Source organism: Mycobacterium sp. WUMAC-067 (assembly GCF_020217485.1).
Lineage (GTDB): Bacteria > Actinomycetota > Actinomycetes > Mycobacteriales > Mycobacteriaceae > Mycobacterium.
Genome location: NZ_JAEKMI010000015.1, coordinates 40,943 through 61,779, shown reverse-complemented (window position 1 = coordinate 61,779; position 20,837 = coordinate 40,943). Strand labels below are relative to the sequence as shown.

The 20,837-nt window shown below is 66.8% G+C and carries 17 protein-coding genes; 5 read left to right on the top strand and 12 right to left on the bottom strand.

Annotated elements, in window-relative coordinates; genetic code table 11:
* Nucleotides 1-26: 26 nt before the first annotated feature.
* From JF781_RS13085 to JF781_RS13060, 6 genes are all read right to left on the bottom strand, one after another.
* Nucleotides 27-1,034, bottom strand: coding sequence for a VWA domain-containing protein (locus tag JF781_RS13085; protein ID WP_225328649.1), 1,008 nt, complete (start codon nt 1,032-1,034; stop codon nt 27-29).
* Nucleotides 1,035-1,041: 7 nt separating this feature from the next.
* A complete protein-coding gene (locus tag JF781_RS13080; protein WP_225328648.1) occupies nt 1,042-1,995 on the bottom strand; it encodes a DUF58 domain-containing protein in 954 nt (317 codons plus the stop codon).
* Entirely contained in the window at nt 1,992-3,125 is a 1,134-nt protein-coding gene (locus JF781_RS13075) for a MoxR family ATPase (protein WP_225328647.1), read from the bottom strand. Before JF781_RS13075 ends, JF781_RS13080 begins: the two co-directional genes overlap by 4 nt.
* A gap of 111 nt (nt 3,126-3,236) precedes the next feature.
* A complete protein-coding gene (gene ripB, locus JF781_RS13070; RefSeq protein WP_225328659.1) occupies nt 3,237-3,971 on the bottom strand; it encodes an NlpC/P60 family peptidoglycan endopeptidase RipB in 735 nt (244 codons plus the stop codon).
* Between the two features lie 25 nt (nt 3,972-3,996).
* Nucleotides 3,997-5,433 carry an NlpC/P60 family peptidoglycan endopeptidase RipA gene (ripA, locus tag JF781_RS13065; RefSeq protein WP_225328646.1) on the bottom strand — a complete coding sequence of 479 codons (1,437 nt, stop codon included), beginning with the start codon at nt 5,431-5,433 and terminating at the stop codon, nt 3,997-3,999.
* Nucleotides 5,434-5,636: 203 nt separating this feature from the next.
* On the bottom strand, nt 5,637-6,209 hold the full coding sequence (locus tag JF781_RS13060; protein WP_225328645.1) for a DUF6676 family protein: 573 nt from the start codon (nt 6,207-6,209) through the stop codon (nt 5,637-5,639).
* A 260-nt stretch (nt 6,210-6,469) separates the two neighbouring features.
* Between JF781_RS13060 and acnA the strand changes: the two genes are divergently transcribed.
* Both acnA and JF781_RS13050 read left to right on the top strand, forming a co-directional pair.
* Entirely contained in the window at nt 6,470-9,304 is a 2,835-nt protein-coding gene (acnA, locus tag JF781_RS13055) for an aconitate hydratase AcnA (RefSeq protein ID WP_225328644.1), read from the top strand.
* 21 nt (nt 9,305-9,325) lie between these two features.
* Nucleotides 9,326-9,889 (top strand): TetR/AcrR family transcriptional regulator, encoded by a 564-nt coding sequence (locus JF781_RS13050; RefSeq protein ID WP_225328643.1) that lies wholly within the window; start codon nt 9,326-9,328, stop codon nt 9,887-9,889.
* 69 nt (nt 9,890-9,958) lie between these two features.
* On the opposite strand, the gene JF781_RS13045 is transcribed toward JF781_RS13050, so the two are convergent.
* The 4 genes from JF781_RS13045 to trxA form a co-directional block, all read right to left on the bottom strand.
* Nucleotides 9,959-10,159: a helix-turn-helix domain-containing protein gene (locus tag JF781_RS13045; protein WP_225328642.1), complete on the bottom strand. Its 201-nt coding sequence runs from the start codon at nt 10,157-10,159 to the stop codon at nt 9,959-9,961.
* Nucleotides 10,160-10,275: 116 nt separating this feature from the next.
* Nucleotides 10,276-11,913, bottom strand: coding sequence for an ABC-F family ATP-binding cassette domain-containing protein (locus JF781_RS13040; protein WP_225328641.1), 1,638 nt, complete (start codon nt 11,911-11,913; stop codon nt 10,276-10,278).
* A 27-nt stretch (nt 11,914-11,940) separates the two neighbouring features.
* Complete coding sequence (locus tag JF781_RS13035; RefSeq protein WP_225328640.1) at nt 11,941-12,750, bottom strand: enoyl-CoA hydratase; 810 nt, start codon at nt 12,748-12,750, stop codon at nt 11,941-11,943.
* A 43-nt stretch (nt 12,751-12,793) separates the two neighbouring features.
* Nucleotides 12,794-13,147 (bottom strand): thioredoxin, encoded by a 354-nt coding sequence (gene trxA / locus JF781_RS13030; RefSeq protein WP_225328639.1) that lies wholly within the window; start codon nt 13,145-13,147, stop codon nt 12,794-12,796.
* A gap of 143 nt (nt 13,148-13,290) precedes the next feature.
* Here trxA and JF781_RS13025 point away from each other — a divergent pair, with 143 nt between their 5' ends.
* The 3 genes from JF781_RS13025 (at nt 13,291) to JF781_RS13015 (ending at nt 16,834) form a co-directional block, all read left to right on the top strand.
* Nucleotides 13,291-15,120, top strand: a complete 1,830-nt coding sequence (locus tag JF781_RS13025) for an acyl-CoA dehydrogenase (protein ID WP_225328638.1) — start codon at nt 13,291-13,293, stop codon at nt 15,118-15,120.
* A 74-nt stretch (nt 15,121-15,194) separates the two neighbouring features.
* A complete protein-coding gene (locus tag JF781_RS13020; RefSeq protein ID WP_225328637.1) occupies nt 15,195-15,983 on the top strand; it encodes a DUF5666 domain-containing protein in 789 nt (262 codons plus the stop codon).
* Nucleotides 15,984-16,108: 125 nt separating this feature from the next.
* Nucleotides 16,109-16,834, top strand: a complete 726-nt coding sequence (locus JF781_RS13015; RefSeq protein ID WP_225328658.1) for a DUF5666 domain-containing protein — start codon at nt 16,109-16,111, stop codon at nt 16,832-16,834.
* Between the two features lie 540 nt (nt 16,835-17,374).
* Here JF781_RS13015 and JF781_RS13010 read toward each other — a convergent pair.
* Together JF781_RS13010 and JF781_RS13005 are read right to left on the bottom strand one after the other, a co-directional pair.
* Nucleotides 17,375-20,320: an RND family transporter gene (locus JF781_RS13010; RefSeq protein ID WP_308011560.1), complete on the bottom strand. Its 2,946-nt coding sequence runs from the start codon at nt 20,318-20,320 to the stop codon at nt 17,375-17,377.
* On the bottom strand, nt 20,317-20,739 hold the full coding sequence (locus JF781_RS13005; RefSeq protein WP_225328636.1) for an MmpS family transport accessory protein: 423 nt from the start codon (nt 20,737-20,739) through the stop codon (nt 20,317-20,319). The genes JF781_RS13010 and JF781_RS13005 overlap by 4 nt, the downstream gene beginning before the upstream one ends.
* Between the last annotated feature and the right edge of the window lie 98 nt (nt 20,740-20,837).

The window sequence follows — 20,837 nt, the reverse complement described above, 5'->3', positions numbered from 1 at the left end:
AGCCAGGTTACGCTCGCGGGCGAAAACTACGTCGGCAGCCTGCGGTTGATGAGCAGCGCCGCCAGCGCGGCCAACGCCAACACCAGCGCTCCGAGCCGCACCCAGCCCACGCTCGCGTCGCCCTTGATCGTCTCGTAGCCGATCTGCTGCTGCAGGGTCGCGTAGACGGACTTCAGCTCCTGCAACGACGCTGCGTTGTAGGCGTTTCCGCCCGAGAGCTGGGCCACCTTCTTGAGCGTCTCGTCGTCGACCGGCACCGGCTGGCGCTGGTCGTTGATCTCGACGAAGCCGTACGGGGTGCCGAACGAGATCGTCGAGATCGGCACGCCCTGGTCCTTGGCGGTGCGCGCGGCGGTGAAGGCACCCTTCGGGTTGTCCGGGTTGGTCGGCATCGTCTCCTTGCCGTCGGAGAACAACACGATGCGCGCCGGCGGCGGCTTGTCGCCGCCGCCGATCACCGCGCCCACCGTCGCGATGGCCTGCAGCGCGGTGAAGATGCCCTCCCCGGTGGCGGTGCGGTCGGCGAACTGCAGCTTGTCCAGCGCAGCCTTGGTCGAGTCCCGGTTGGTCGTCGGCGACACCAGCACCGTCGCGGTCCCGGCATAGGCGATCAGCCCCAGGTTGATGCCCGGGGTCAGCTCGTCGGCGAACTGCTTGGCGGCCTCTTGCGCGGCCGCCATCCGGTTGGGTTGCACGTCGGTGGCGCGCATCGACTGCGACACGTCGATCACCAGCATCACGACCGCACGGTTGCGGGGAATGCGGACGTCGTTCGTCGGGCCCGCCATCGCGATCGTGAACAACACCAGCGACGCGACGAGCAGGATCGCCGGCACATGCCGCCACGTCGACGGCCGTTTGGGCGCAACGCTTTCCAGCAGCTCCATGTTGGCGAACCGCAGCATGCGCCGCTGCCGCGCCAACTGCATCAGGATGTAGAGCGCGGCCAGCCCGAAGACGACCAACAGGAACAGGAAGAACCACGAATGTTCGAAGCCCGACAACGACATCGGGCCCAGGAGCGGCAAGCTCATATCCGAGTCACTGCCGCCCCGCCATTGCCCCGCGCCGGCGGGATTCCACGAACCGCACGATGTCGGCGATCCAGTCGCGGTCGGTGCGCAGCGTCAGGACCGGAGCGCCGCAGCTGCGGATGGTGCGCGCCACGTCGGCGCGGTGCGCCGCGGCGGCCTTGGCGAAGTCGTCGCGCAGCTGAGCGTCGATGGTGAACTCGCGGGTGACGCCCGACTCGGCGTCCTGCAGCACCACGTCGCCGATGTCGGGCAGTTCGACGTCGCGGGGGTCGAGCACCTCGATGGCCAGCACCTCGTGCCGGGCCGCGACCGCGCGCAACGGGCGCATCCAGTTGATCGGCCCCAGGAAGTCGCTGATGATCACCGCCATGCCGCGGCGGCGTTCCGGGCGGCGCAGCGCGTCGATCGCCGTCGCCAGGTCGCCGCGCACCCCCACCGGCGCGCGGGGCGTGGTGGCGATGGTGCGCAACAGGGTCTGTTCATGCTGGCGCCCCGAGCGGGCGGGCACCCGGGTGATGTTCGCGCCGGTCGAGACGATCGCGCCGAGCCGGTTGCCGCCGCCGCTGTTGAGGAAGGTGATCGCGGCCGCGGCCGCCACCGCCAGGTCCCGCTTCTCGCACACGGTGGTGCCGAAGTCCAGGCTGGCCGACATGTCCACCACCAACCAGGTTTCCAGCTCGCGGTCGGCGATCATCTGCCGAACGTGGGGATGGGTGGTGCGCGCGGTGACGGCCCAGTCCATGCGGCGGACGTCGTCGCCGGGCTGATACTCGCGCGACTCCCCCGGCTCGGAGCCCGGGCCCGGGATCAGCCCGAGGTGATCGCCGTGCAGCACGCCGTCGAGCTTGCGCTTGACGGTGAGCTCGAGGGTGCGCAGCGCCGCCGACAGCTTCGGGTCATCGATCTGCCCGCGCTGCATCGACGGCGGATGGACCACCGCCGGGCGCTTGGGGTCCGTCACCGACCGCTGGCCGCGCCGGCGGGTTGCATCACCGGGGGCACCGAATGCCCTTGCTGCGGAACGGCATTCACCTGAGGCAGGGCAACCGTCTGCAGCACCCGGTTGATGACGATCTCCGGCGAGATCTCGTCGGCCAGCGCGTCATAGGTCAGCACCAGCCGGTGCCGCAGGACGTCGGGAATGACGTCGACGACATCTTGCGGAATCACGTAGTCGCGGCCGCGGACCAGCGCCAGCGACCGGGAGGCGGCGATGATGCCCAGCGAGGCGCGCGGGGACGCACCGAAAGAGATCCACGTCTTGACGTCGTTCATGCCGAGCTGTTCGGGATGACGGGTGGCGGTCACCACGCGCACCACGTAGTCCACCAGCGCGTGGTGTACGAAGACGTTGGCCGCGATGTCCTGCAGCCGCAGCAGGTCCCCGGTGTTGAGGATCTGCTTGGGCTCCGGCGGCCGCACGCCCATCCGGTAGATGATCTCGCGCTCCTCTTCCGGCGACGGGTAGCCGACGTTGATCTTGAACAGGAAGCGGTCGCGCTGCGCCTCGGGCAGCGGGTACACGCCCTCGTGCTCGATCGGGTTTTGGGTGGCCATCACCAGGAACGGGTTGGGCAGCGAGAAGGTCTTGCCGCCGATGGACACGTGGCGTTCCTGCATGACCTCCAGCAGCGCCGACTGCACCTTGGCGGGCGCGCGGTTGATCTCGTCGGCGAGCAGGAAGTTGACCACCACCGGGCCGAGTTCGGTGTCGAACTCCTCCTTGCCCTGACGGTAGATGCGGGTACCGATGATGTCGGTGGGCACCAGGTCGGGCGTGAACTGGATGCGCGCGAACGTCCCGCCGACCACCTTGGCGAACGTCTCGACGGCCAGCGTCTTGGCCACGCCGGGCACGCCCTCGAGCAGCACGTGGCCCTTGGACAACAGCCCGACCAGCATCCGCTCCACCAGCTGGTCCTGGCCGACGATGATGCGCTTGACCTCGAAGATGGCCCGCTCCAGGGTCTGGACCTCGGCGGCGAGCCCGTTACCCCCACCCGTCGGCGCTTCGTGAGCCGGCGAACCTGATTGCCCGCCCGGGCCCGAGTAACCACTGGCGCCTGGCGGCGGCCCACCTGCTGCTGTCATCAAGAACCCTCCACGCTCAAACGGACACGACTGCCGGGCAGCGACGTGCCCTCGTCCAACTATTCCAGGCCCGCCGAATTCCGTCGACGGCGCGGGTTCGCCGGCCTGCGATCAGTACTCGATGATCCTGGTCAAAAACGGCGTCATGCCGGGCTTACGAACGGGGCTGACCGTCACCTTTCCGGCGCTGCCGGAGGCCTCCAGCATCTGGCCGTTGCCCAGGTACATGGTCACGTGCTGGCCGCCGTTCGGGCCGTAGAAGATCAGGTCGCCGCGCCGGGCCTGATCCGGCGGGATGTGGCGCCCGGCGTTGTACTGGTCACCGGAGAACCGCGGGATCAGCACCCCGACGCCGGCGAAGCCGTAGCGCATCAGCCCTGAGCAGTCGAAGCCGGTGATGTTGGCGCCGTCGCCGACGCCCTTGCTGGGGCCGTCCAGCGAGCCGCCGCCCCACGAGTAGGGCACGCCCATCTGCGACCCCATGCGCTTGATGACGTACTCGATGGCCTGCCGGCCGTAGACCCGCGGGATCTTGCCGCCGGGGTTCGACGGGGTCGCCGCGCTGGGAGGGGGATCGCCGCCGATGTTGATCCCGAGCCCGCCCAGGAACTGCTTGCCCAAGTTGAACGTGGTCTGGGTGGCCTGGGCGGTGGCCTGCAGCGAGGCGTTGGCGACGGCGAGCGGATCGCCCGGGGCGCCGGCGCTGATCTGGGCCGGCAGGGTGGGATCCCACGCGCCGGGGTCGGCCGTGGCCACCGGAGCCGGGGCGGCCACAGAAAGCAACAGCCCGGTCACCACGGCGGTGATCCAGGCGAAGTTGATGAGACGAAACCGCTTGCGGCGCATGACTTCCCGTTCAGTTCTCACTCGATCACCATTCGATGTAGCGGACCACGTAGGGGGTCATGCCGCTGGTGCGGACCGGGGCGACGCGAACCTTCAACCCGATGTCGGGAGCCTCGAGCATCTGGCCGTCGCCGAGGTAGATCGTCACGTGCTGGCTGCCGCCCGGGCCGTAGAAGATGACGTCGCCGCGGCGCATCTGCGAGGACGGGATCTTTCGGCCCAGGTTGTACTGCGAGCCCGAGTAGTGCGGCAGCTTGATGCCCACCCCGGCGAACGAATACAGAACCAGACCCGAACAGTCGAAGCCGGTGATGCCGGCCCCGGAGTCGATTCCCTTGCTCGGGCCGGCCGCGTTGCCGCCACCCCAGGAGTAGGGCACACCGATCTGCGACATGCCGCGCCGGATCACGTACTCGGTGGCCTGCCGCCCGTAGACCCGGGGGATCCGCCCCCCGACCCCGCCCGGCGTCGCGTTGGTGATGCCGGTGTCGTCGGGCTTGAGGATGCCCATCTGCTGCAGGAAATTGCGGCCGAGGCCGGCGGTGACCTGTGTCGAGGTGGCCGAGATGCCCAGCACCTGGTTGATCACCGCGATCGGGTCGCCGGGGATGTTGGCGCTCGGGACCATCGGCAACGTGGGGTCCCAGGCGCCGTCCCACTTGCGGGCCCCGCCCGACGGCGCCGCCGCGCCGGGCGTTCCCGTCTCCCACCGATCGCCCGACGCGCCCGGGCCGGTCGACCCTTGCCGGGCGGCGGCCTCGCGCTTGGCCGCCTCGAGCTTGGCCTGCGCCTGGTTCCGCTCGGCGGCCAGCCGCATCATGTCCTCGCGCTGCTCGTCGAACTTCTGCCTGGAGTTGGTCAGCGCCGCGACGGCGGCATCCTGGCTGGACTTGGCGTCGGCGGCGGCCTTGTCGGCGTTCTGCTTGGCCAGCCGCGCCGCCGATTCCTTGTTCAGCTGCTCGGTGCGGGCCTGCTGCAGCTTGGCCATCACGGTCTGCGAACTGGCGGTCAGGTTCTTGGCCGCAGCTTCGGTGGCGATGATGTCGTCGGGGCTGCTGGCGGTCAGGTAGCTGCTCGACGGTCCATTCATATAGGTGGCCGCGGCGAAGGTGTTGAAGCGCTGCTGCGCCCCGGCGATCGCCGCGTTGGCGTCCTTGACCGCCTGCTGGCTGGTCTCCAGATCGTGTTGGGCGGTGGCCGCATTGTCCCGCGCGGTCTCCACGTCGACCAAGGCCTTGTTGACGCTTTCCTGCTCGGTCTGGATTTCGGCACTCAGGTTCTGCAGGCGCTGGTTGGCCTTGGCGACGTTCGCGATCAGCGAGGCCAGGTTGTCGGCGGTGGGATCGGCCTGCGCCAGTCCCGGGGTGCACACCAAGAAGGCCACGCTCAGCACCGATGGAACGAGAGGCCGCATCAGCCTTGCGGCCGGTCGCGCGGAAGACCCCCAGCGTGTGCGTCTCATTCGACTCAGGTCTCCTACGGCTCGACGCGACGGGCGGCGCCGGCCACAGCATTCTCGTAAGGCGCCAAAGACAACACCAGCATCATTTGCACCGTACGTCACATGGGTGGGCGCGCAAACGCTCCACCGAAATCGCACTCTCTACGTGCGTTTAATGTGACCGAACGGTGACCTGCCCCGTTTGCCGAATTAGCCGCGAGTCGTCAGGACCCGGTATTGGCCTCGACGTCCTCAGCGGTCGCGGTGTCGTCCGAGGTTGCTGAGCGCGTGCTGCGCACCTGCAGCAACCGGGTGCCGACGGCGGCGGCGAAGACCGCGATCAGCAGGAAGATCGTCAGGCCGGTCCAGGGAAACTCGGGCGTGTCCAGCTCGTGCAGGAAATGCTGCGCCGAGACCACCGGGTTGCCCGTCTTGGCGATGTCCTCGCCGGCCTCCAGGGTGACGCGCGGGAACTGCGTGCTGTAGCTGCCGACGTAACTCGGGCTCAGCGTCAGGACGGTGGCGTCGTGGTAGTCGGCGCCGACCACCGTCGAGATGTCGCGCAGCGGGGTGTCGTTCGGGGGGTTGTGGTCGAGCAGCACGATCTTGAGGTTGATGCCCTCGGCGTGCGCCTGGTTGACCACCTCGAGCAGTCCGGGCATGGCCGCCGGCGGAGCGCTGACCCCGGTGGCGGCGACCTGGGCCTTGACCATCGTCATGTCGACGTCCACCGGAATGTAGGTCGGGAGGACCGGAACCGTTTGCGGCAGCGGTCCGAGAGAGTCTTGCCCGGTCATCTGCGCCTCCTGCCGTAGTGCTAGAGGCACCGTACGCGACGCGAGGGTGCCGTATTGCGCCCGGCGGCGCTCGCCCCGCGATCCAACTCGACGAGATTGGCGCGTTCGCGGAGGTTTAAACCGGTGGCCACCGCGATAAGACTGCAATCAGGACTGCCGTCGTAATGCAGGACAAGCGTACTGTTAAAGTTGCATGATCGTTTTGGACGATCCGCCGACACCAGCCCGTCGGCGGGAGAACTAAATCCTTGGGAGTTGAAGTGACTGATTCTGTGAACTCGTTCGGAGCCCGCAACACCCTCGAGGTCGGCGACAAGAGTTACCAGATCTATCGCCTCGACGCCGTCCCCAATACCGAGAAGCTCCCCTACAGCCTCAAAGTGCTGGCCGAGAACCTGCTGCGCAACGAGGACGGCAGCAACATCACCAAAGACCACATCGAGGCCATCGCGAACTGGGATCCCAAGGCGGAGCCCAGCATTGAGATCCAGTACACCCCGGCCCGCGTCGTGATGCAGGACTTCACCGGCGTGCCGTGCATCGTCGACCTGGCCACCATGCGCGAGGCCATCGGCGAGCTCGGCGGCAACCCGGAAAAGGTCAACCCGCTCGCGCCGGCCGACCTGGTGATCGACCACTCCGTGATCGCCGACCTGTTCGGCACGGCCAACGCGTTCGAGCGCAACGTCGAGATCGAGTACGAGCGCAACGGGGAGCGCTACCAGTTCCTGCGCTGGGGGCAAGGCGCATTCCAGGACTTCAAGGTGGTGCCCCCGGGCACCGGCATCGTGCATCAGGTCAACATCGAATACCTGGCCAGCGTCGTGATGGAACGCGACGGCGTGGCCTACCCCGACACCTGCGTGGGGACCGACTCGCACACCACGATGGTCAACGGCCTCGGCGTGCTCGGCTGGGGCGTGGGAGGCATCGAGGCCGAGGCCGCGATGCTCGGTCAGCCGGTGTCGATGCTGATCCCCCGCGTGGTCGGCTTCAAGCTGACCGGCGAGATCCAGCCCGGCGTGACGGCGACCGACGTCGTGCTGACCGTGACCGAGATGCTGCGCAAGCACGGAGTGGTCGGCAAGTTCGTCGAGTTCTACGGCGAGGGCGTGGCCGAGGTGCCGCTGGCCAACCGCGCGACCTTGGGCAACATGAGCCCCGAATTCGGTTCCACCGCAGCCATTTTCCCGGTCGACGAGGAGACGATCTCTTATCTGAAGTTCACCGGCCGCAACGACGAGCAGCTGGCGCTGGTCGAGGCCTACGCCAAGGAACAGGGCATGTGGCACAACCCGAAGCACGAGCCCGAGTACTCCGAATACATCGAACTCGACCTGTCCGACGTCGTGCCGTCCATCGCCGGCCCCAAGCGTCCGCAGGACCGGATCGCGCTGTCCGACGCGAAATCCACGTTCCGCGAGCAGATTTGCGACTACGTCGGTGACGACCCCGACAAGAAGGAATACTCCAAGCTCGACGAGGTCGTCGATGAGTCGTTCCCGGCCAGTGACCCGGGGCAGGCGACCAACGGCCACGCCGACGACCACAAGGTGCAGTCGGCCGCCGCGCACTCCAAGGGCCGCGTGAGCAGCCCGGTGACGGTGAAGTCCGACGAACTCGGCGAGTTCGTGCTCGACCACGGCGCGGTGGTGATCGCCGCCGTCACGTCGTGCACCAACACCTCCAACCCCGAGGTGATGCTGGGCGCGGCGCTGCTGGCGCGCAACGCCGTCGAAAAGGGCTTGGTCTCCAAGCCATGGGTGAAAACCACCATGGCACCGGGCTCCCAGGTGGTCCACGACTATTACGACAAGGCCGGCCTGTGGCCGTATCTGGAGAAGTTGGGCTTCTATCTGGTCGGCTACGGCTGCACCACGTGCATCGGTAACTCCGGCCCGCTGCCCGAGGACATTTCGAAGGCGATCAACGACAACGACCTTTCGGTGGCCGCCGTGCTGTCGGGCAACCGCAACTTCGAGGGCCGCATCAACCCCGACGTGAAGATGAACTACCTGGCGTCGCCGCCGCTGGTGATCGCCTATGCGCTCGCCGGCACCATGGACTTCGACTTCGACGAGCAGCCGCTCGGCAAGGACAAGGACGGCAATGACGTCTTCCTCAAAGACATCTGGCCGTCGCAGAAGGACGTCTCCGACACCATCGCCTCGGCGATCAACCAGGAGATGTTCACCAAGAACTACGCCGACGTCTTCAAGGGCGACGAGCGCTGGCGCAACCTGCCCACGCCGAGCGGCAACACCTTTGAGTGGAACTCGGATTCGACCTACGTGCGCAAGCCCCCGTACTTCGACGGGATGCCCGCCGAGCCCGAGCCGGTCGCCGACATCACCGGCGCGCGGGTGCTGGCGCTGCTCGGTGATTCGGTGACCACCGACCACATCTCCCCCGCCAGCAGCATCAAGCCGGGCACCCCGGCGGCGCAGTATCTCGACGAGCACGGCGTGGAGCGCAAGGACTACAACTCCTTCGGCTCGCGGCGCGGCAACCACGAGGTGATGATCCGCGGCACCTTCGCCAACATCCGGCTGCGCAACCTGTTGCTCGACGACGTGTCCGGCGGCTACACCCGCGACTTCACCCAGGACCCCGTAGATGGGAAGGCCCCGCAGGCGTTCATCTACGACGCGGCGCAAAACTATGCGGCGCAAGACATTCCGCTGGTGGTGCTGGGCGGCAAGGAGTACGGGTCGGGGTCGTCACGCGACTGGGCGGCCAAGGGAACCCGGCTGCTGGGAGTGCGCGCGGTGATCGCCGAGTCGTTCGAACGGATCCACCGCTCCAACCTCATCGGCATGGGCGTCATCCCGTTGCAGTTCCCGGACGGCAAGTCGGCCAAGGACCTGGGCCTGGATGGCACCGAGGTGTTCGACATCACCGGCATCGAAGAGCTGAACAACGGCAAGACGCCCAAGACGGTGAAGGTCAAGGCCGCCAAAGATGGCGGCAAGGCAGTCGAATTCGACGCGGTGGTGCGCATCGACACCCCGGGTGAGGCCGACTACTACCGCAACGGCGGCATTTTGCAGTACGTGCTGCGCAACATGCTCAAGTCGGGCCAGAAGTCCGACTAGCGCGAGCCGGCCCAGCCACTCGTGCCCAAGGTCAGCGAGGACCATCTGGCGGCCCGCCGCCGCCAGATCCTCGACGGCGCCCGCCGCTGCTTTGCCGAATTCGGCTACGACAAGGCCACGGTGCGCCGGCTGGAGAAGGCGATCGGGATGTCGCGCGGCGCGATCTTCCACCATTTCCGGGACAAGGACGCGCTGTTTTTCGCCCTCGCCCATGAGGACGCCGAGCGGATGGCCGACGTGGCCTCCCGCGCCGGACTGATTCAGGTGATGCGCGACATGCTCGCCGCGCCCGACCAGTTCGATTGGCTGGCCACCAGATTGGAGATCGCCCGCAAGCTGCGCAACGATCCCGCGTTCAGCCGCGGGTGGGCGGAGCGTTCGGCCGAGGTGGCGGCGGCGACCAGCGATCGGTTGCGCAGGCAGACGGAGGCACACCGGGTGCGCGACGACGTGCCCGGCGACGTGCTGCGGTGCTATCTGGAGTTGGTGCTCGACGGCCTTGTGGCCCGGTTGGCGTCCGGCGAGGATCCGCGACGCCTGGCCTCGGTGCTCGACCTGGTGGAGAACTCGGTGCGCCGCACTTAAGCCGCGCCGACTGTGAATCTCACGACACGACACGCCGATTCATTGTCGCGGGGTTCACGCTCGGCGGATTCACCGCGCGTGCGCGACCTTCGCGGTCCGGTTGGGCCCGCCGCGGCTGCGCATCGTGGTGCCCGACTCCCGCAGCAGGCTGTGGATCGACCCGTACGACCTGCCGGTCGTGGCAACCAGGCTGCGGATACTGGCCCCGCCTTCGTAGGCGTGGCGTAGCTCGTCCAACAACTGGTCGCGCGCCTTGGTCGACCTGTGCATTGTTCTTCTCATGGCTCCTCCGACGCCGGGACACGACCGCAAGAACTTAGAGTAAGAAGCCGTTGTCGGCCGCGGGCGGATTTCGCCAAATCGCCAGCGGGTCGCCACCATCAAAGTCAGGCGAGCTCGATGAGATCCCGGTATTCGTCGGACCAGTAGTCCTCGGTGCCGTCGGGCAGCAGCACCACCCGTTGCGGGTCGAGCGCCTCGGCGGCGCCGGGGTCGTGCGTCACCAGCACCACCGCACCCTGGTAACTGCGCAGCGCGTCGAGCACCTGCTCGCGCGACGCCGGGTCGAGGTTGTTCGTCGGTTCGTCGAGCAACAAGACGTTGGCGGTCGACGCCACCAAACCGGCCAGCGCGAGGCGGGTTTTCTCACCGCCGGACAGCGTGCCCGCCAACTGGTCGAGCTGCGGACCGCTGAACATGAACGCGCCCAGCAGGCCGCGCAGGTCCTGCTCGCCGGAATCCGGTGCGGCGTGCCGGATGTTCTCCCAGACGCTCGCATCGTTGTCCAGGGTGTCGTGCTCCTGCGCGAAGTAGCCGATCCGCAGGCCGTGTCCGGGCTCGAGCCCTCCGGTGTCGGGGGCCTCGGTACCGGCCAGCAGTCTCAGCAGCGTGGTCTTGCCGGCGCCGTTGAGCCCCAGCACCACCACCCGCGAGCCGCGGTCGATCGCCAGGTCGACACCGGTGAACACCTCCAGCGACCCGTACGACTTGCTCAGCCCCTTGGCGACCAGCGGGGTGCGCCCGCACGCCGCCGGAGTCGGGAACTTGATGCGGGCCACCTTGTCGGCGACGCGCTCCGCGTCGAGCGCGGCCATCATCCGGTCGGCGCGGCGCAACATGTTCTGTGCGGCAACGGCTTTGGTGGCCTTGGCGCCGAGCTTCGCGGCCTGGGTGCGCAGCGCGGCGGCCTTGCGTTCGGCGTTGGTGCGCTCCCGGCGACGACGCTGCTCGTCGGTGGAGCGGGCGTCGAGGTACTTCTGCCAGCCCATGTTGTAGACGTCGGCCTCGCCGCGCACGGCGTCCAGGAACCACACCCGGTTGACGACGTCGGCGAGCAGTTCGACGTTGTGGCTGATGATCACCAGCCCGCCGGTGTGGGCCCGCAGGAAATCCCGCAACCAGCCGATGGAATCGGCGTCCAGGTGGTTGGTGGGCTCGTCGAGAAGCAGCGTGGTCTCCGAGCCCGAGGTCCCCGCGCCGCCCTCCGAGGCGGCGAACAGGATGCGCGCCAACTCCACCCGGCGGCGCTGCCCACCGGACAGGGTGCGCAGCTGCTGCGTCAGCACCCGTTCCGGCAGGCCGAGGCTCGCGCAGATGCGGCTGGCTTCGCTTTCCGCGCCGTAGCCGCCCAGGGCCACGAAACGCTCCTCGAGCTGCCCGTACCGACGGATCGCGCGGTCGCGGGCGTCGTCGTCGGCGACCTCGGCCATCAACGCCTGCTGCTTTTCCAAATCGGTGAGCAACACGTCCAACCCGCGGGCCGACAGCACCCGGTCGCGGGCCAGCACATCGAGGTCGCCCTCTTTGGGATCCTGTGGCAGATAACCGATTTCGCCCGTGCGGGCGATCGACCCGGCATAGGGCTCGGTCTCCCCCGCCAGGATGCGCAGGGTGGTGGTCTTACCCGCGCCGTTGCGGCCGACCAGGCCGATGCGGTCGCCGGGCTGCACCCGCAGGTCGGGGCCGTCGGGTGAGAGCAGGATGCGCGCGCCAGCGCGGACCTCGAGGTCCGTGGCCGTGATCACGATCGCTCTCCTGAGTTGAAAAGACGCCTATTTGTCGTCGGTGAACACCGCTGGTCGTCGTTCTGCGCGCGCGGCAACCGCTTCTTCGAAGTTGGCGGTGAGCAGGCGGACGAAAAGCTGTCCCAAGCCTTCGGCTTGCATGTGCCCTTCCAGGCTACCGGCGTCCAGTCCACTCCACAGCGTGCGCTTGGTCAACTCGACGCCCGGCCGCGAGAACGCCGCGATCCGCGCGGCGATCGCGTAGCAGGTGTCCAGCAGCTGCTTGTCGGGCACCTGGCAGGACACCAGCCCGATGCGCTCGGCCTCCTCGGCGGTGATGTCACGACCGGTCAGCATGATCTCGAACGCCCGCGACGACCCGATGGCCCGCGGCAGCAGGTACGACAGGCCCAGTTCGCTGGCCGTCAGCCCGTTGTTGATGCCGGCGGCGCGGAAGTACGCGCTGGTGGAGGCCACGCGGATGTCGGCGGCCAGCGCCAGGCACAGGCCGCCGCCGATGGCGGGGCCGTTGACCGCGGCGATCACCGGTTGGTGCAGCCGGCGCAAACCCAGGATGACCTCGTCGAGAATCTCCATCGAGCGCAGCGCATAGGTGGGGCGGGTCAGCCCCTCGACGTGGGGCACCGAGCCCGCGGACTTGTGATCGGCGCCCGAGGAAAAGCCCCGGCCGGCCCCGGTCAGCACGACCACGCGCACCGAGTTGTCGTACCTGACCTTCTCCAGGACCTCCTTGAGCGGCACCATGACGTCGAACGCCATGGAATTCATCCGCTCGGGCCGGTTGAGGGTTATCAGCGCGACGCCGGGCCGCGGGTGGTCTACCAGTACCAAACTCACCCAAGCAACCTAGCGCGTGGCCGTCGGCCGCGCGGTGCCGCGCTTATTCGGCCGGCCCGGCTTCGGCCGCGTCCACGTCGAATGCCCGCACCTGCTGGACCAGGTCCTCCAGGGCCGCCGGCGGCAGCGCCCCGGGCTGGTTGAACAGCAGTTTGCCCTTCTTGAAGGCCATCAGCGTGGGGATGGACCGGATCTGGGCGGCCGCGGCCAGCTGTTGTTCGGCCTCGGTATCGACCTTGGCGTGCACGATGTCGGGGTGTTTGTCCGATGAGGCCTGGAAAGTCGGGCCGAACTGCCGGCATGGACCACACCAGGATGCCCAGAAGTCGACGAGCACGATGTCGTTGCCCTCGATGGTTTCGTTGAACTTCTCAGCGGTGAGATCGAGTGTTGTCACATTTGCCGTAACGCCCGGCGCCGACGCGGTGTTCCCGCCCCGCGGCACCGCACCCCGCCCTGGTTACGGTTGCGTACGTTTTCCCGCGTCCGACAGACTGGGCCTGACATCCGCCGCCTCAATGAACCAGCGAGGGAATCGCGTTGGGCCACTACATCGCAAACGTCCGTGACCTCGAGTTCAACCTCTTCGAAGTCCTCGACATCGGCGCCGTCCTGGGCACGGGAGGCTACAGCGAACTCGACGAGGAAACGGTCCGCACAATATTGGCCGAAGCAGCCCGCCTCGCCGAAGGCCCCGTCGCCGAATCCTTTGCCTTCGCCGACCGCAACCCGCCGGAATTCGATCCCGCCGAACACACCATCAGCGTCCCCGAAGAGCTGGCCAAGACGGTGCAGGCCATCAAGGAGGCCGGTTGGTGGCGGCTGATGCTGGCCGAAGAGATCGGCGGCATGGCCGCGCCCCCGCCGCTGGCGTGGGGGGTCAACGAGATGATCATCTGCGCCAACCCGTCGGCGAACTTCTTCTGCCTCGGCCCGTTGATGGCCCAAGCGCTGTACATCGAGGGCAACGAGCAGCAGCGGCACTGGGCCGCCGAGGGCGTCGAGCGCGGCTGGGCGGCCACGATGGTGCTCACCGAGCCCGACGCGGGGTCCGACGTCGGCGCCGGGCGCGCCAAGGCCTTCGAACAACCCGACGGCACCTGGCACATCGAGGGCGTCAAGCGCTTCATCTCCGGCGGCGACGTGGGCGACACCGCCGAGAACATCTTCCACCTGGTGCTGGCCCGCCCCGAGGGTGCCGGCCCGGGCACCAAGGGACTGAGCCTGTTCTATGTGCCCAACTACCTGTTCGACCCGGACACCTTCGAACTCGGTGCGCGCAACGGGGTTTTCGTCACCGGCCTGGAACACAAGATGGGCATCAAGTCCTCGCCGACATGCGAATTGACCTTTGGCGCAACGGATGTGCCCGCCGTCGGCTACTTGGTGGGCGACGTGCACCGGGGTATCGCGCAGATGTTCACCGTGATCGAGCACGCGCGCATGACGATTGGCGTCAAGGCCGCCGGCACGTTGTCCACGGGTTACCTGAACGCGCTGGCTTTCGCCAAGGAGCGGGTGCAGGGCGCGGACCTGACGCAGATGTCCGACAAGACCGCGCCGCGGGTCACGATCATCCACCACCCCGACGTGCGCCGCAGCCTGATGACCCAGAAGGCCTACGCCGAGGGCCTGCGGGCGCTCTACATGTATGCCGCTGCTCACCAGGATGACGCAGTGGCCCAACGTGTTTCGGGCGCCGATCACGACATGGCGCACCGGATCGACGATCTGCTGCTGCCGATCGTCAAGGGGGTGAGCTCGGAGCGGGCCTACGAGGTGCTGACCGAGTCGCTGCAGACGCTGGGCGGCTCGGGGTTCCTGGCCGACTACCCGCTCGAGCAGTACATCCGTGATTCCAAGATCGACTCGCTCTACGAGGGCACCACCGCCATCCAGGCGCTCGACTTCTTCTTCCGCAAGATCGTGCGTGACCGCGGCCAGGCCCTGCAGTTCCTGACCACTCAGATCGTGGCGACCATCGACGAGTGCGACGAGGCCCTCAAGCCGGTCGCCCAACTCCTGCAGACCGCGTACGACGACGTGACGGCGATGACGGGCGCGCTGACCGGCTACCTGATGTCCGCCGCCCAACAGCCCACCGACATCTACAAGGTGGGGCTGGCGTCGGTGCGGTTTCTGCTCGCGGTGGGCGATCTGCTGATCGGCTGGAGATTGCTGGTGCACGCCGGCGTCGCGCACCGCGCGCTGACCGACGGCGCGGCGGGAGATGACGAACCGTTCTATCAGGGCAAGGTCGCGACAACGACGTTCTTCGCCAAGAACATGTTGCCGAAGCTGACCGCCCTGCGCGGCGTCATCGAAGCGATCGACGACGAGATCATGAAGGTGCCCGAAGAGGCGTTCTGAGAACGCACAGGTTACAGACAGCTCCAACGGGTAAACCATGACGTTCGCTCTCACCGACGAATGGAGAAACGTTGATGTCTGCCAGCTGTGCCGTACCCCGGCTCACGCGCTTCGCGGTATTCGCGGTCGCGGGGGCCACCGCCCTGTCCCTGTCCGCCTGCGGCTCGTCGAACAAATCCAGCTCCACCTCGACCTCGACGTCGACCTCGACGGCGACCGTCACCTCGGCGGCCCCCTCGTCCACACCTAACGCCGAAGCGAAGGTCAGCGGCCTGATCGCGTCGGTGGCTGGCAACTCCATCCAGGTCACCAAGCAAGACAACGCCACGGCCGCGGTGAACTTCACCTCGACCACCAAGATCACCGAGGCCGTTCCGGCCGGCTTGCCCGATGTCACCCAGGGCAGCTGCGTCAGCGTGAAGCCCACCGAGGGATCCGCGCCCGGGCAGCCGGTCACCGCGGCGAAGGTCAAGATCAGCGAGTCCGTCAACGGCACCTGCCCCAAACCGCACGAGTCCGCCCCCGGCGGGGCCAGCAGCACGCCGCCGCCCGGCTCGCCGTCGCCGGCACCCGCCAAGCCGGCCTGGGTGCGGGGCTCGGTGGCCTCGGTCTCGGGTAACACCATCAACCTGACCGGCACGGATGCCAGCGGCAACACCACGCAGACGACCGTGACGGTCGACGACAAGACCAAATACACCAAGCAGACGACCGCGAACACCGACGCGATCGCGCCGGGTAAATGCCTGTCCGCGCGCGGCACCACGGACAGCGGCGGCGCGCTGCAGGCGACGAGCATCAACCTACGGCAGGCCGTCGACGGCAAATGCGGCAAGCCCAAGCAGCCCGGCCAGGGTGGATGACCCCGGCTCGAGCTAGCTGAGATTGCCGTCACCGCCGGCGGGGGCGAGCTAAAACCGCGCCCGCCGGGGGTGATTGGCCACGACGGCGAACATGTGATGGAGAAGAGTCTGTGCGTGCCGCTTCGTTGAAACCCCGGCCGACGCACATCGCGATCGCCGCGGTGATCGTTTTCATCGCGTTGTGCGTGGCCATGTGCGACTCCCCGCGCAACACGTCGAGCAGTAACGCGCCGCCCACCGTCACGGCCGTCCCACCCAGCGCCGCACCGAGCGCGGTGCCACCGCCGGCGCCGCCCCCGCAGCCGCCGGTCGGCAAGGATTACGTCGAGGGCATGGTGCAGTCGGTGTCGGGCGGCACGATCGCGCTGCGGACGCGAACCGGCTCCGCGACCGTGGATTACACGCCCGAGACGAGGGTCGTGCAGGTCACCCCGGCGAAGCTGGCCGACGTGACGCCCGGCAGCTGCGTGAACGTGCGCGCCACCCCGCAGAGCGCGCCGTCCCCCGGCGCGATCACCGCGCAATCGGTGACGGTCACCGCGTCCGCGGATGGCAAGTGCCCACCGCCGGCCGGGTTCTACGGGACAGTCGCGTCGGTGTCGGGCAACACCATTGCCGTCACCGGGCTGGGCCCCGGCGGCCCGACCACCGTGACCGTCGCGGACTCGACCTCATATCAACGGCAGACGCCGTCGGATGCCCAAGCGATCACCAACGGTAAGTGCTTGGGGGCGAACGGAACTCAAGACGGCGGCGTGCTGCACGCGGCGATGATCAGCTTGGAGACGTGCCCGCCCATGGGGCACCCGCACCACCACCTGCATCTGCCGCACCTGCCGTTCCACCTTTAGCGGTTGAGCCGCACTGGCGGCGTCGGCCGTCCGACCCGCCCGGTTTGCTGAACGGCGGTGACGGCGGAATCGAAGCCGACCGAGTTGGCTTCAGGCGACAGTTAATTCGTTAGCGAAATAAAGTTACTCTGAATTAGCCCGCCGCCCGTTTTGCGAAAACGGAGATTGGTCGTTAGCGAGCTAAAACGAGCACCGATTTGGGGCCGAGGCGCGTATCCTGACCCGTATGGTCAAGACCAAGACCTGCGTACATTGTGGCCATACGTTCGATCCGAAGGCCCGATGGCGTGACCTATCTGATCCGGAATGGCTTCCGGCCGCATCGGTCTATTGTTCGCATGAATGCAGTGACCGCTACCATTGCGATATTGGCCATTGCTGTTCGACCCACGCGAAAGAGAAGGCTCAGCGCGAATCCGCGATGGCGGCGCACCGCCAAACGTAGACCGAGCCTCGGCCGTACACCATCCCCTTCCCGCCCAATTCATCCGGCGTCCTGACCGAACCCGCGACCCTGGGCGGCGTGTGCTGCGCCGCATGCTAGGTCTGCGGATCCGACGGGACCCCGCGCTGCGGGTGATACAGCAGTGCACGAACCAACGGGCGAGGCCCGACGGACCGAAGCATCTGGCTGGCCGGGCGGACCCGTACCCGCTTCGGCCACCAGAACCAGCGTCCCATCACCGTCATGATCGACGGCGTGATGAGCGATCGGACGACGAACGTGTCGAACAACAGGCCGATGCCGATCGTCGTACCGAATTGGCCGATCGCCCGGAGATCGCTGGTGATCATCGTGCCCATCGTGACGGCGAACACCACACCGGCGGCAGTCACCACCGGACCGGTCACACCCATGCCGCGGATGAGTCCCGTTTTCAGGCCGGCTCCGATCTCCTCCTCGATTCTCGACACCAGCATCAGGTTGTAATCGGATCCCACCGCCAAGAGCACGATCAACGCGAATTCTGTTGCCACCCAGTGCAGCTGGAAATTACCGAGGTGTTGCCAGATCAGTGTCGAGAATCCGAAGGCGGCCCCTAGCGACATCACGATGGTGCCGACGATGACACCGGCCGCGACCAGAGCGCGGGTGACGATCACCATGATGATGAAGATGAGCACGATCGAGGCCACGCCGGCGATCATCAGGTCGTACTTGGCGCCATTGGCGATGTCGTAAAACGTTGCGGCCGTACCGCCGAGGTAGATGTCGGCATTCTCCAGGGAGGTGAGTTTCAGCGCCTCCTTGGCAGCTTGGCGCTCCTGATCGACGGACGCGATTCCCTGCGACGTTGCCGGATCCACGGTGTGAGTGATGATGAAGCGCGCGGCCTTGCCGTCCGGCGACACCATCAGGCTCAACCCCAACTGGAAGTCTGAGTTCTGGAAGATCTCGGGTGGCAGGTAGAACAGGCTCTCCACCTGGGCGTCGTTGAAGGACTTGCCCATCACGGCGTTCGTGTCGGTCAGCCGGTCGAACTGATCGATCAGACTGTCGAACGAGCTGTAGATGGTCAGCGTCGTATCCCGGATCGACTTCGAGACGGCGATGTTCTCGGGGATGATCGCCAGCAGTTCGCGCGTGGCCTTGGCCGTGTTGGTGAGGTCGCTGGTGAGGGCGTGGAACTTTTCGGCCAGCTGATCGAACCCGTCCAGCGCGTCGAAGAGCGACCGTAGCGACCAGCAGATCGGGATGTCGAAACAGTGCTTCTCCCAATAGAAGTAACTGCGAATCGGTCTCCAGAAGTCGTCGAAATCCGCGAGATGGTTGCGGATCTCGTCCGTGATGGCCGCCGTCTCCCCCGTGGTTTTCGAGCTGTCATCCGCGGCGTTCGCGAGCTTCTGGGTCACCGCGTACTGGCGCTCCAACAGCGCGATCTGGGTGTCGAGGAAACCGGTGATCTTCTTGATGTCGGCGACGCGGTCCTTCAGGTAGTTCAGGTTGCTGCGGATCGGTGCGCTTTGCACGCTGAGCTGGAACGGAATGGATCCGTCTTGGATCGGCGGGCCGAGGGGTCTGGTGATGCTCTGCACCCGTTCGATGCCGGGAACCCGGAAGATGGCGCCGGCGATCTTGTCCAGGACCAGCATGTCTCTGGGATTGCGCAGATCGTGGTCCGATTCGATCATCAGCAGGTCAGGATTCAAACGGGCCTGGGTGAAGTGTTGATCGGCCGCGGTGTACGCCTTCACCGACGACGCGCTCTGCGGCAGGTAGTACAGGTCGTTGTAGCGCGGAGTGAAACCCATCAAGCCAATTGCGCCGACGATCGCCAGGATGACGGAGGTGGCGAGGATGGGTGCCGGCCACCGCACGATGGCCGTCGCCAAGCGGCGCCACCGCGTGTAGTTGAACTCGCGCTTCGGGTCGAAAAGGCCGAAGCCGCTTGCGAAGGCGATCAGCGCCGGCGTCAGCGTGACCCCCGCGGCCACCACCACCAGCAGACCCACCGCGCACGGAAACGCCAGCGAACTGAAGTACGGCAGCCGGGTGAATTTCAGACAGGCCAGCGCCCCGACGATCGTCAAACCCGAGCCCAGCACCACCTTGGTGACACCGGCGAAGGTGTCGTAGTAGGCGGCTTCGCGGTCCAGCCCCCGCTCGCGGCCCTCCTGGTAGCGGCCGACCATGAATATCGCGTAGTCGGTTCCCGCCGCGATGGCCAACGCCGTCAGCAAGTTGACGGCGAACGTCGAGAGCCCCATGATGCCGGTTTCGCCCAGCAGCGCTACGACGCCACGGCCGGTGGCCAGTCCGACGAACAGGATGACCATCGTCAGCAGCACCGTGCCGATGGATCGATAAACGAACATCAGCATGATCGCGATGATGATGATGGTGATGATCGTCATCTTGGCCAGGCTCGCGTCGCCGACGACGATCGTGTCGGCGGTCAGGGCACCCTGACCGGCGACGTAGGCCTTCACCCCCGCCGGCGGCTTCGAGTCCGCGACGATTTTGCGAACCGCCGCAACCGATTTGTCGCCGATGGCTCCGCCCTGGTCGCCGCGCAGGTTGACCTGAACGTAGGCGGCCTTGTGGTCGTAGCTCTCGACGCCCGACGACGTGAATCGCTGCCCCCAGAAGTTCAGCGCATGCTCGACGTGTTCGTGGTCCTGCTGCAGCTTCTTGACCAGATCGTCGTAATACCGGTGAGCATCCTCGCCGAGGGGTTTGTCACCGACCAGGGTCACCAGGACGAGGTTGTCGGAGTCGTACTCCTTGAATTTCTCCCCGATGTGCTTCATCCCGGTCACCGAAGGCGCGTCGGATGGCGAAAGCGGCACCGAGACTTCCTCGGCGACCTTTTCCAGCTGTGGGACGAAGATGTTGACGCCGATCGCGATCAGCAACCAGACCACGATGATCGGCAGCGCCAGGACGCGGATGGTGCGGGCCAGACGTGGTTTGCGCTCGACTGGGGTGCGCTGCGCGACGGGGATTTCGGCTGTGTCGTCAGCGTCGCTCGTGTCGTCGGTCACGCGGACTTGTCCAAGCAGGAAACCTGCGCGTTCCGGTTGTTGGCCTGTTGTTGATCGACCAACTTTCCGTCGACGGTGATGCGGCAGCCGATGGAAGGACTGTCACCTTGGGCGACGACGTAAGCGAAGATGCCGGGCATCTCGGCAACGATCGTCTTCGACCACGGCAAGGTGGTGAAGCTGGCCTTCTGCGGTAGTGACTCCGCATCCATCCAGTTGACGACGCCGGTAGTGCCGGGCGGCCCCAGGATTTCGTAGATCGCGGTCTTGGCCGCATACGGCGGGGTGGCATCCCGGGGATCGGGCTTGGGCAGACCGGGTCCTGGGAAAATGCCATTGAGGCGGATGACCGCAACGCCGCCGATGATCAGCGCCACCGCCACGACCAGCGGAACCCATGCCCGCTTGAGAAGCCTCATCACCGTGCCCCCCGATTCGGAATGCTCGATGGGCCGATATTAAGGCATCTCTTCGTGTGCGCCACGGCTAGCCGAACGCCATAGCGGTCGAGTTGATT